Source organism: Epilithonimonas tenax DSM 16811 (genome assembly GCF_000428485.1).
Taxonomy (GTDB): Bacteria; Bacteroidota; Bacteroidia; order Flavobacteriales; family Weeksellaceae; genus Epilithonimonas; species Epilithonimonas tenax.
The window spans coordinates 91,994-105,055 of sequence record NZ_AUAA01000006.1 but is presented as its reverse complement, the minus strand read 5'-3'; the positions used below and the strand labels follow the sequence as shown (position 1 = coordinate 105,055).

7 protein-coding genes are annotated in these 13,062 nt (G+C 39.2%); 5 read left to right on the top strand and 2 right to left on the bottom strand.

The genetic code is table 11. From position 1 onward, the window contains the following. Both F564_RS0104555 and F564_RS0104550 read right to left on the bottom strand, forming a co-directional pair. Positions 1-1,317: an ABC1 kinase family protein gene (locus F564_RS0104555; RefSeq protein ID WP_028121574.1), complete on the bottom strand. Its 1,317-nt coding sequence runs from the start codon at positions 1,315-1,317 to the stop codon at positions 1-3. Between the two features lies 1 nt (position 1,318). Beyond that, the gene (locus F564_RS0104550) at positions 1,319-1,978 is read right to left on the bottom strand and encodes a TetR family transcriptional regulator C-terminal domain-containing protein (RefSeq protein WP_028121573.1); all 660 of its coding nucleotides are present in this window, start codon (positions 1,976-1,978) and stop codon (positions 1,319-1,321) included. Positions 1,979-2,075: 97 nt separating this feature from the next. Between F564_RS0104550 and ribA the strand changes: the two genes are divergently transcribed. The 5 genes from ribA (at position 2,076) to tamL (ending at position 13,000) form a co-directional block, all read left to right on the top strand. Then, the gene (gene ribA, locus F564_RS0104545; protein WP_028121572.1) at positions 2,076-2,666 is read left to right on the top strand and encodes a GTP cyclohydrolase II; all 591 of its coding nucleotides are present in this window, start codon (positions 2,076-2,078) and stop codon (positions 2,664-2,666) included. Positions 2,667-2,677: 11 nt separating this feature from the next. After that, positions 2,678-3,973, top strand: coding sequence for a cryptochrome/photolyase family protein (locus F564_RS0104540; RefSeq protein ID WP_028121571.1), 1,296 nt, complete (start codon positions 2,678-2,680; stop codon positions 3,971-3,973). 15 nt (positions 3,974-3,988) lie between these two features. After that, positions 3,989-5,422: an SDR family oxidoreductase gene (locus F564_RS0104535; protein WP_028121570.1), complete on the top strand. Its 1,434-nt coding sequence runs from the start codon at positions 3,989-3,991 to the stop codon at positions 5,420-5,422. 172 nt (positions 5,423-5,594) lie between these two features. Then, positions 5,595-10,631 carry a translocation/assembly module TamB domain-containing protein gene (locus F564_RS0104530; RefSeq protein WP_028121569.1) on the top strand — a complete coding sequence of 1,679 codons (5,037 nt, stop codon included), beginning with the start codon at positions 5,595-5,597 and terminating at the stop codon, positions 10,629-10,631. Continuing rightward, positions 10,631-13,000 carry a translocation and assembly module lipoprotein TamL gene (tamL, locus tag F564_RS0104525; protein WP_028121568.1) on the top strand — a complete coding sequence of 790 codons (2,370 nt, stop codon included), beginning with the start codon at positions 10,631-10,633 and terminating at the stop codon, positions 12,998-13,000. Before F564_RS0104530 ends, tamL begins: the two co-directional genes overlap by 1 nt. Positions 13,001-13,062: the final 62 nt, after the last annotated feature.

Below are 13,062 nucleotides of genomic sequence, written 5' to 3'. Positions count from 1 at the left end.
TTACAGGATATAATTTTTATAATGGCTGATCATCACCGTATTTGCTCTCAGATCGTGCATCATATTATACAAGCCGAAAAATGTTCTGTTGAGGTAGATAAAATGGCGTGATCCACGGTTGGCATTCATTCCTTTCATATCGCTGAGTTTGGCGTAACGCTGACCCAAATCTGCAATTTCCTGAAAGAAAGTCTCATCAGAAAAATCAAAATTTTCTCTGTTGAACGGCCTTGTAAACAACTCTAGTAGCTCGTAAAACAATTTGGTAAAAAATTCTTTTTCTTTCACAGAATCATCTTTGCGCAAAATTTCCAGCAGATATAGTTTTTCCGTAAATATCTCAGGATCATTCAGGTTTTCCTGTTTTGCTAGTTCAAAATACGGAATGTAGAAATCTTCCGGAATCTCCTTGATACAACCGAAATCGATGACAAGCAATTCTTTGTTTTCAGAAACCAAAAAGTTACCGGGATGCGGATCTGCATGTACTTTTTTCAGAACGTGCATCTGGTACATATAAAAATCCCAAAGTGTTTGTCCTATTTTATTAAGGTCTTCCTGAGAGTTCTTTTCCTTCGTGAATTCAGAAAAATGTTTGCCATTCATCCAGTCCATTGTAATAATCTTTTCGCTGGAAAATTCTGGATAATAATTGGGGAAAAGGATATTGTCCAGATGTCCGCATTCACGTGCAAACTGCTGGCTGCGCTGCAACTCCAGCTCATAATTGGTTTCCTCAAACAATTTGTCTTCCACTTCCTGAAAATAAGATTCGGAACCTTCTTTTCTGATATTGAACATTTTCATCGCAATCGGTTTTACCATTTTCAGATCGCTGGTAATACTTTCGCGAACGCCCGGGTATTGGATCTTCACCGCAAGATCATGTGCTCCATTTTTAGCTTTATGCACCTGTCCGATGCTTGCCGCATTGACAGATTCCGGAGAAAACTCATCAAAAATATTTTCAGGATTTTTACCAAAGTATTTTCGGAAGGTTTTCTTGACCAGCGCGCCGGAAAGTGGCGGCACAGAAAATTGGGAAAGAGAAAATTTTTCCACATATTCTACGGGCAGAATGTTCTTTTCCATACTCAGCATCTGCGCGACTTTTAGAGCAGAACCTTTCAGTTCTTTCAGAGAGTCGTAGATGTCTGTTGCGTTGTCTTCATTTAATATTTTTCTGGCAGCATCTTCATCTTTTGTAATCTTGTTGCCGTAATATTTCAGGTAATTGACGCCCACTTTTGCGCCGGCTTTCAGCAAACTGCCTGTTCTTTCGATTTTTCCGGTGGGTATTTTGTCTAATGTTTTCATTTTAATTGGCTTTAAATTTTTCTTTCCATAAGAATTTTCCCAGATCTACGATTTTTCTCAACGGTTCATTATCTATCAGTTCAAAACCTGTATCTACGGTTTTTTCTATAAACAGATCTGTCTTTTCAAAAGATGGGGAATTGTCTTTTTTCCAGAATTCTATACAGGACATCAGGTGAAGCCAAAGTGCTTCTTCCCTCGATTTTTCGATGAAGTTTTTTACATCGCCTTTTGCGTTTTTCAGGATTTCCATTTCGTTGAAGTCCAAAGTTTTTACGAAGCTTTTGTGTGCTTCTTTCAGGCTTTGCAGTATTTTGATCGAGTTCATTTTGTCTTTACCCAAGATCATTAACACCAGAGATCTGTTCATCGCCATATTTTCAAAAAAGATAAAATAGACGTTCAGCAATTTTTCTTTCGCCGTAATGGTATCGGTGTCGTTCACTTCAGATGCCAGCTCCACAGATCTTTCGAAAAGATGCGTGATCATGAGTTTTTCTATATGCTCAAAGCTGGCGAAATAGTTGTAAAAATCTTTTTCTTCAAAGTTATTTTCCTTAGCAAAAAGATAAATATTCTTGGGTCTTTCTCCGTTATTTAGGATAAAGTCGCCATAGATTTCGAATATTTTTTCTGGTGAGATGTTATTTTCCTTTTTCATTATAGATTTTATTTATTGACAAATTTAGTAATTAATTTTACTAATTAAATAAATAAAGTATAAATTTGTACTATAACAATGATTTAATTTATAACTAATGTTGAAAATACAGGCGCAATCTAATATACCTACAGATTTTGGAATGTTCAAAGTCTATGCTTTTTCAGAAAATGAAAATGACTACAATCCACATCTTGTTTGGGTTGCGGAGCATACAGATGTGAATGCAATCGTGAACGTCCGTTTCCATTCAGAATGTATCACGGGGGAAGTGTTCCATTCCAGAAAATGCGAATGCGGACAGCAGCTGGACGCTGCGATGAAATTCGTTTCAGAAAATGGCGGCATGATCATCTATCTGAGACAAGAAGGCCGAAATATTGGGATCATCAACAAACTGAAAGCTTATGCTTTGCAGGAACAAGGTTTTGATACCGTAGAAGCTAATTTGAAATTAGGCTTGCCTGCAGATGGCAGAGATTTTGGTGTAGCCATAGAAATGCTGAAAATACTAGAAGTGGCAAAAGTTAACTTGCTTACCAACAATCCTGAAAAACTGAAAGCACTCGAAAACAGTGGCGTTTTTTTGAATGAGAGAATTCCGCTGGAGATTGACTCTAACCCGACCAGCGCGTCTTATCTTAATAAAAAGAAAGATTATTTTGGTCACCTTTTGGAAAGGCTTTAGAATATTAAAAAATGAAAAGTAAAGTTTCCATATTTTGGTTTAGGAGAGATCTCCGTCTGGAAGATAATGTCGGGCTGTACCACGCTTTGGAATCGGATTTTCCTGTGGTTCCAATCTTTATTTTTGATGCCGATATTCTGGATAAACTGGAAGATAAAAAGGATAAAAGACTAGATTATATCCAACAGGCTTTGGAGCAGATCAATTCTGAGTTGAAGATGTACCATTCCACATTGCTTACCTATCACGGAAAAGCATTTGATATTTTTAAATCTTTATCAGAGGAATATGATATTCAGGGTGTTTTTTGTAATCGTGATTATGAGCCTCAAGCTATAAAACGGGATAAAGAACTATATGATTATTTTCAAGCTCGGGAGATTCCTTTCAAAGCTTATAAAGACCAAGTGATTTTTGACAAGAATGAAATTGTGAAAAATGACGGACTTCCATACACCGTTTACACGCCTTTTTCGAAGAAATGGAAAGAAAATTTGACACCAGATCATTACAAATCGGTCAAGTTGAAGTTAGATCAACTCTTTCCTCAGCAATTTCAAACGATCAAAACATTACAGGAAATTGGTTTTGAAAAGACAGAAATGAACTTCGAAGTTCCAAAATTAGATCCCAAGATCATCGATGCATATGATAAATACAGAGATTTTCCTGCAATGCAGCAGACAACACAGTTGGGAATTGCCTTGCGTTTTGGGACCATTAGTATTCGGAAATGTGTTGCTTTTGCTGTAGAACATAACCAAACCTGGCTTTCCGAATTGATCTGGCGTGAGTTCTTTATGCAAATCCTGTTTCATTTTCCAAAAGTGGTGCATCATTCTTTTAAAGAAAAATATGATGCAATCCAATGGCGAAATGATGAAAAGGAATTTCAGTTGTGGTGCAATGGAAAAACCGGTTATCCCATTGTGGATGCAGGAATGCGCCAACTGAATGAGACCGGATATATGCACAACCGTGTGAGAATGATTGTTGCGAGTTTTTTGTGCAAGCATCTGTTGATAGACTGGCGCTGGGGCGAGGCTTATTTTGCAGTGAAACTGAATGACTACGATCTCTCTGCAAACAACGGAAACTGGCAATGGGCAGCTGGTTGTGGCTGTGACGCTGCACCGTATTTCCGAGTTTTTAACCCAACGACTCAAACGGAGAAATTTGATAAAGAAATGGTTTACATCAGAAAATGGGTCGCCGAATTTGATTCGGGAAAGTATCCGGCGCCCATTATAGAACATAAGTTCGCAAGAGAACGTGTTTTGGCAGAGTATTCGCGGGCATTAAAATAATTAAAGAAAACTCCTATGAAAAAGATCTTACTGACAGGCGCAACAGGTTACATCGGCAAAAGAATGATCAGCGTGATCGCAGCGCAAGGTTACAAAGTGGTGTGCTGTTGCAGAGATAAGGCGCGTTTTTCCAAACCTTCCGGGATAGATGCTGCGTTGATCGATGTCATAGAAGTCGATTTTTTGAAACCGGAAACCTTACAAAATATTCCCAATGATATTTCCGGTGCTTATTACCTGATGCATTCTATGAGCAATACAGAAGATTATGAAGATGTAGAAAAAGAATGTGCGCAGAACTTTGTATCAGAAATAGAAAAGACCCAATGTGAACATATTATTTACCTTTCCGGATTGGTCAATCAAAATGAATTATCAAAACACCTAAATTCAAGATTTCAGGTAGAGAAAATATTAATGAAAAGTCAGGTTCCTGTCACGGTTCTGCGTGCAGGAATCATTATAGGGTCGGGAAGTGCATCTTTTGAGATCATCCGTGATCTGGTAGAAAAACTGCCGGTGATGGTTACACCCAAATGGCTGGATACCAAATGTCAACCCATTGGTATTGCGAATGTTCTCGATTTTCTGATTTTTACATTATTTCACAAAGACGCTTACCACAAAAGTTTTGATATTGGCTGTGATGATGTGCTGACTTATAAAGAGATACTTTTGGGATATGCCAAGGTGCGAGGCTTGAAAAGGTCCATCTATACGTTGCCAGTGATGACGCCCAAATTATCTTCTTACTGGCTTTATTTTATCACTTCTACGTCCTATAATTTGGCAAGTTCGCTTGTTGGAAGTATGAAGATCGAGGTCATTTGTAAACCGGAAAGTCTGGCGGAGATCAAGAAAATTACTGGCATTACGCCTTTTTCTTATGTCGAAGCTTTGAAAAGAACACTGGCGAAAATTCAGGCCAACGAAATAAGTTCGAGCTGGAAAGACAGCTTCATCAGCAGCAGGCACGATACCACGCTCCGAGAATATTTGGATGTGCCAAAATTTGGTTGTTTTACAGATCTGAGAAGTGAAACTTATGACGACCGCGAAAAGTGCCTCGACCGGTTTTTCGGTCTGGGTGGAAAAAACGGTTGGTACGGACAAAGCCTTTGGAAGGTGCGTGGTTTTATGGATCTACTGGTGGGCGGACCAGGTTTGCGAAGAGGTAGAACTCATCCGTTGCAACTACACGAAGGCGACGCTTTGGATTTTTGGCGCGTTCTCTACGCCAACAGGGAAGAAGGGAAACTGATTCTTTTTGCGGAAATGAAATTACCGGGAGAAGCGTGGCTGATGTTCAAACTCTACAAAGGCAAACTTTGGCAAAAAGCCGTTTTTCGCCCACACGGATTAGCAGGAAGATTATACTGGTATTCGGTTTTGCCATTTCATGGCATTATCTTTAAAGGAATGGTGAGAAAACTGGCCCGTGGTAAGTAGCTGTAGATGTGGTCATAGGTTTTTTAAGCAATATAAAAAAGAGATTTGTTAGGTTTAAACTTTTGTTTTTCAGTATTTTATGTTGTTAATTTGTTACATTTAAAAATATTATAATTCCGCATTTGATGTTGTAGTATGGTATTTGCTATGAATATTGAGAAATCCTGACCATTTGAAAGTAAAAATCGACAAAAGAAAATTCTTCAGACGTTTTATCAGAACCATCATTGCTATTTTGGTTTTTTTTATTGTGCTGATATTTAGCCTTCGACTGCCATTTGTGCAAAATTTTATCAAGGACAAATTAATCGTTTATCTGGAAGGTAAGATCAAAACAAAAGTTGGTCTGGAAAGAGTTTACATCGGTTTTCCAAATAGTCTTGTAATGGAAAATCTGTACCTGAAAGGCCAAAAAGTAGATACGCTTTTGGCGGTGAAAAAATTTGATGTGGGATTGGATATGTGGCAGCTGATCCATTCTAAAGCCGACCTAACTTCTATCGACATGGAAGGTGTTCGCGCCAATGTCGTCCGTGATCCTCAGGGCAAATTTAATTTTGATTACATTATGGAAGCGTTCGCAACTTCTGATAAAGAAGAAAGTGCCTCAAAACCATTCATCATATCGCTTGATAAGATCAAACTGACAGATGTCGGCATTAATTTTACAGATCAGCAATCCAAAAATGATATCAAAGTTTTTTTCAAATCATTCGATACGAGGGTGAAAACTTTTGACCTTCAAGATAACAAATACGCAGTCAACAACATCAATTTGGATGGCTTAAAATTAAAATTGAAACAAGATCTGATAGAAGAAGTGTCTAACAATGTGGAGGAAAAGGTCGATTCTCTCAATCAGAAAAAACCAATGCAGATCGGTTTGAGCGGAATCAAACTGACGAACTTTAACATCGATTACGGCGATGACAATTCTAAAACATTTGCTAAAGTTTTGTTCAAAGAATTGAGTACAAAAATCAACAATCTTGACCTTCAGAATAATTCTTATGATGTTGGCAATGTGTATCTGACTGGCGCCAATATCAACGCCAACTTGTTTCTTCCAACTTCCAACGCCCATGCTAAAAATCAAAAAACAGCGGAAGTTGCAAAGAATAAAACGCAGGAAAAAGCGATGAAAGTTCTTCTCGGCAAATTGATTTTCGATGATGTTAAAGTTGCTTATAACAATACAGCTGTCGCGGCGACAAATTCTGGAATGGATTTTAACCATCTTAATTTTGGAAAACTGAATGTGGAGATCCGTGATTTTAAAATGGAAAACAATGGTTTCACAGGAAGTGTAAAATCGGCGGAAATCAAGGAGAAAAGAGGTTTGGATATTCAGAAATTCAAGACAGATTTTGTGTACTCTGACAAGGAAGCTTACTTGAAAGACCTTTATCTTCAAACGCCAAAAACAATTTTGCGAGATGAAGTGGTCATTAATTATAATTCCATCGAGCAGTTGTCTGCCAACCCAGGCGCAGTAAAGATCGTGGCAAATATCAAAGATTCAAAAATCGGTTTTGCTGATATTCTTAACTTGGTTCCAGCTTTAAGAAATACCGCGCCGTTCAACAAATATCCCAATGCCATTCTGTCCGTCAACGCCAACGTCAAAGGTTTGGTGAACGACCTGATGATCAATGAACTGAAGGTCTCTGGTCTGGATCAGCTTCGTATCAATGCATCAGGAAGAATCCGAAATGCGATGAATCCTGACCAATTGTATTATGATTTGAAGATTGGGGAATTGGCTTCATCTGGGAAAACAGTCTTTAATTTGGTTCCAAAAGGCACCATTCCGTCCACTATTGCTTTGCCTTCGCACTTCAGCATCAAAGGTTTTGCAAAAGGAACTACGAAAGTTGTAAACACAAATCTAAGTTTATATTCAACACTTGGAAATGCCGGAATAAGCGCGCAGGTGGACATGCGGAGAAAAAACCGCGAGCAGTATGATGTGAAAGCAAATCTGCAGAATCTTCAGATAGGAAAGATGATTCAGAATCAAGATATTGGCGGAATCACTGCTCAGATCTCTGCGAAAGGCGAAAGTTTTGACTTCAAAAATGCGAAAGCCAATCTTGTAGGAAACGTGCAATCTGCGACTTACAAAGCTTACCGTTATCAAAATATGAATCTGGTAGGCAAGATCAACCGTGGTGCATACAACATAGTTCTTACTTCCAAAGATCCCAATGCGAATCTGAAATTGACTGCTTCCGGTCTTTACGATGAGAAAAATCCAACGGTGAAAGTGAATGGAACTATCAACAAATTGGACCTTAATAAAATCGGTTTTTACAGTTCACCAATGATCTTAGCAGGCGCCATTGACGGTGATTTTAAAAGCCTTGATCCCGATAATTTAAATGGTTATCTGAATCTTAAAAACTTTGCGATCTCTGACACGAAGGAAGTTTATCCAATGCAGGAAGTCAAGCTTTTGGCGGTTTCTACAGCGGATTCTACCCAGATCAAATTCAATTCTCAGCTTGCAGATGTGGCACTGAACGGAAAATACAAACTGACACAGATCTTCGGTGCGTTGTCGCAAACGGTGAATCAGTATTATCAATTCCAGAAACCCGTAAAAGCGGCGAAGATTGATGCTGGACAATTTTTCACGGTCAATGCAACGATTAAAAATGATGACTTGATCAGAAAGTTTGTTCCTGATTTGAAAAGCTTTGAGACCATTAATATCAATGGAAATTACAACGCAGATACTCAGAAAATAGAGCTCGATGCAAAGATTCCGCAGGTTTTGTATGGAAGCAATTCGCTTGAAAACACAAACTTGAAGATCACCAACGAAAATCAGGCTTTGCAATATCAGCTAGATGTTGCAGCTTTGAAGAGTGAAAGTTTTGCTGTGAACAAAGTCAGTATCAATGGTGACGTCGCAGATAATATCGTCCATTATCACATCACCACCAAAGATGAGAAAGATGAGACTCAATTCCTGATCGCCGGCACTGCCAAATCTATGAATGACATCACAGAGATCTCATTAGATCCCAATGGTTTAAAGTTAAATTATATGGATTGGGCCGTTGCGGACGGTAACAAAATCCAGATCGGAAGTCGGGGAATTATTGCGGACAATTTCAGACTGTCCAACGCTGGAAGTGAGATCTTGGTTCAGTCAGAAAACTCTTCGCCGAACAGCCCTTTGAATGTGATTTTGAAAGATTTTAAAATCGAAACAATCACAGAGATCATCAAAAAAGATTCGTTGTTGGCAAAAGGAACCATCAATGGAACAGCGCAGTTGAGAGATCTGAACAAGAAAATGAACTTCCAAGCAGACATCAATGTTTCTGACCTTTTTGTGTACGGAAGTCCGGCTGGGAATCTTTCCTTGAAAGCCCATAATACTTCTGCGGATATCATTAATGCTGATATTGCCCTTTCCGGAAACCAAAATGATGTGAAGATGACAGGAAATTACAACACTGTTGCAAGCCGTTTTGAGCTGGACCTTGCGATGAATCAACTTCAGATGAAAACGCTCCAAGGCTTTTCTATGAATGCGATCACCAATACGGAAGGTTATCTTTCTGGAAATCTGAAAATCACAGGAACGGCCAGCGAACCGAAAATTCTCGGTGATGTGAAAATGAATCATGTTGGATTGATGATCGAGCAAACCGGAAGCGATTTCAGAAAGATCAATGACCAAATTGCATTCACGAACAGAGGAATTGAATTTGATGATTTTAAAATTAATGACAAGGACGGGAATTCGCTTAAAATAGATGGTCAAGTTCTCACGCAGACTTACAGAGATTTTGCCTTCAATCTGGACATCAATGCAAAAGATTTCAAGGTCGTGAATTCAGAAAAATCGAATGATGCTTTGATGTACGGAATTCTATCTATCGATGCTGCTTTGAAGGTGAGAGGTAACCTAGACCTTCCAAAAGTGGACGGCAGATTGGCCGTTTCGGATGATACAGATTTTACGTTTGTTTTGCCACAGTCCAGTCCATCATTGCAGGAAAGAGACGGCATTGTAGAGTTTATTGATCAGGATCAGGTAACACTCAATAAAACCATCGTTGCAGATTCTTTGGCTGCTAAAAACAAGATCAGAGGAATGGACGTGAGTGTGAACATCGAGGTCAGCAAAGAGGCGAAAATGTCTGTGATTATTGATAAAGCCAACGGTGATTTTGTAAAACTCCAGGGTGAAGCGGAACTTACCGGCGGTGTAGATCCATCCGGGAAAACAACATTGGTTGGCGTTTATGCCGTGGAGAAAGGGAGTTATGATATGAGCGTGAGTCTTCTAAAACGTAAATTCGATATCCAGAAAGGCAGTACGATCACCTGGACGGGCGAACCCACTGAGGCTACTCTGGATATTACCGCCGTCTATAAAACGCAAACGGCACCGCTGGATCTGGTAGAACAGCAGATCAGCGGAGAAACACCGGCAACGCTCAACCAGTACAAACAAAGAATGGAATTCAATACCTTGTTAAAAATGAAAGGTGAACTTTTGAAACCAATCATCAGTTTTGATATTACGACTGAGGAAAAAAACAATTCGGTTTCTTCTAACGTGAAAGATATTGTAGATCAAAAATTGGCTCAGCTAAGAACAGAAGAAAACGAGATGAACAAACAGGTTTTTGCATTGCTCTTGCTCAACCGTTTCATTGGTGAAAATCCTTTTGAGAACAGTGCAGGCCTTTCTACAGAAACGATGGCAAGACAAAGTGTGAGCAAGATTCTTTCCCAGCAATTGAACAACTTAGCTTCTGATTTGATCAAGGGAGTAGATCTTAATTTTGATCTGGAATCATCCGAAGATTATTCCACCGGAACGCAGAATACAAGAACAGATTTGACTATTGGTCTCAGCAAAAAATTACTGAACGACCGTCTGAAAGTGTCTGTAGGAAGTAACTTCGGACTGGAAGGTGATGCACGGCAAAATGAAAATACGACCAATATTGCAGGTGATGTCACTGTGGATTACAGCCTTTCAAAAGATGGTAGATATATGCTGAGAGCTTACCGTAAGAACGAATATCAGGTGGCATTGCAAGGTCAGATCGTGGAAACTGGAGTGGGGTTCATCATCACTTTGGATTATGACAAATTCCGCGAGATCTTCCAAACTTCGAAGCGGGAGAAAAGAAAAAGAGAACGAGAAAAAAACAATAACCAAGTAGTAGATTTTAAATAATGAAGGCCAGTTTTTCAATCCATTTCAGACCAGTAATTGCATTGTCAACACTTGCAATAATCTCTTCGTGCAGCAATACCAAATTTCTGAAAGAGGGGCAAATGCTGTACACAGGTGCTGAGGTTAAAATCGAAAATGACAGCATTCCAAAAAAGCAAAAGAAAGCTTTGAAGGCTGAACTCGAAGAAAATCTGACCCCGAAACCCAACTCAAGTTTTCTAGGATTGAGGCCAAAACTGTACGCTTACAATATTGCAAAAGAACCGAAAAAAGAAAAAGGATTCAATTATTGGCTCAAGTATAAATTTGGCGAAAAACCTGTGTTATTGGGTGATGTTGATAAGGAATTCAACAAAGATATTCTGGTAAATTATTCTGAAAACAAAGGCTATTTCAATGCAAAATCGACCTATGATACGGTTTCGAAGAGCCAGAAAGCAAAGGTGATTTATACCGTGAAACCGGGAAATCAATATCTGATCAGTCAGATCAAATTTCAGCAAGATTCGACTTTGGTGAATCAGGAGATCCAGAATTTGAAGAATGCATCTCTTTTGAAAGTCGGAAATCCATTTGATCTCGATGTGATCAAAGCAGAAAGAGAAAGGATTGACAATGGTTTGAAAGAGAAAGGTTTCTACTACTTCCATCCGGATAATATCATCGTACAGGCCGACAGCACGGTGGCGAAAAATCACAAAGTTGAACTGAATGTGAAACTGAAAGAGCAAACGCCAGATCTTGCGACACAACAATTCGCCATAGATAAAGTGGTGGTTTTTCCCAATTATAACATCAGAGATGTAAAAGAAGGGAAGTATACTGTTCCCATGAATGCTGATTCTCTCTCAAAATATGCTTACGAGGATATTTATGTCATCGATCCTGAAAACAAATTCAAACAAAAGATTTTTGACCGTGCTTTGTATTTTAAAACAGGCGATGTTTACAATCGGAAAGATCACAATCTCACATTGAACCGGCTGATCAGTTTGGGTGTGTTCAAATTTGTAAAGAATGAATTCGTAGTTTCAGATTCTTTGAATCATAAATTCGATGCTTATTATTTATTAACACCAAGACAAATTCAGTCGCTACGTCTGGAAACTTTGGGGCGGACCAATTCTGCCAATTATGGTGGCGGAGAGGTGAATCTGAACTGGACACACCGTAATTTTTTCCGGGGCGCAGAACAGCTAAAAGCATCTGTTTATGGTGCTTTTGATGTACAGTTAGGAGGCCCGAAAGATGCCAACAATATCATCAGAGTGGGTGCGAACACGCAGCTTTCTATCCCGAGAATCGTTGCGCCGTTCAGATTCAATTCTTCAAGTGCCTTTGTTCCGAGGACCAATATCAACCTTGGTTACGAATACCAAAGCCGTACGGAATTGTACACACTTCATAACTTCAATGCTTCATTTGGTTATGTCTGGAAAGAGAATGTGAGAAAAGAACACGATCTTAAGGTTATGGATATCACGATGGTAGCACCGCAGACGGTTACAGATAAATACCGCCAACAGATCAACGGCGACCCAGAAAACGGTGTTCCTGCCAATCCCACTTTGCAAAGAGTGGTTGATAAACAATTGATCTTCGGTCCAACGTACACCTACACTTACACAAACACGACGTCGCCAAAAACCAATACGATCTATTACCGTGGATTGCTGGATCTGGCGGGAAATATCACCGGGCTTTTAACTGGCGCCAATGCAAAAAAAGGCGATCAGAAAAATATTTTTGGTGTGCCATTTAGTCAATATGCAAAGATGGAACACGACTTTAGATTCTATCACAAATTCAATGAAAAGACCAATTTTGCATCCAGAATTATCGCCGGAATAGCTTACCCGTATGGGAATTCAGAGTTTGTGCCATATTCCAGGCAGTTTTTTGTCGGAGGAAGCAATAGTATCCGGGCTTTCCGCGCAAGAACGCTTGGTCCTGGTAGTTATGATCCCAGAAGTCAGAATGCCACTTTCTATTTTGACCAGTCTGGCGATATTAAATTGGAAATGAATGCCGAATACCGCGCCAATATTTATAAATTTCTAAATGTAGCAGCATTTGTGGATGCTGGAAATATTTGGCTGATGAATGATGATATCAACGAGGGTGGCATCAATACAAGACCAGGTGGGAAATTCAGTAAAGACTTCTTAAGCGAGGTTGCCGTAGGAGCTGGCATAGGTCTTAGACTTGATTTCTCTATTTTAGTTTTGAGGTTAGACTTGGCAATGCCTTTGCGGGTGCCTTACTATGAAAAAGGTGACCGTTGGGTTTTGGATAGAGTCAAATTTGGTGATGGTGCTTGGAGAAAAGATAATCTGATCCTTAATATTGCGATCGGTTATCCTTTTTAGGTTTTTTATCAATCGTCATTTTGCCAGAATGCAAGACTTGTTTTAGAATTTCAAAAAAAGAC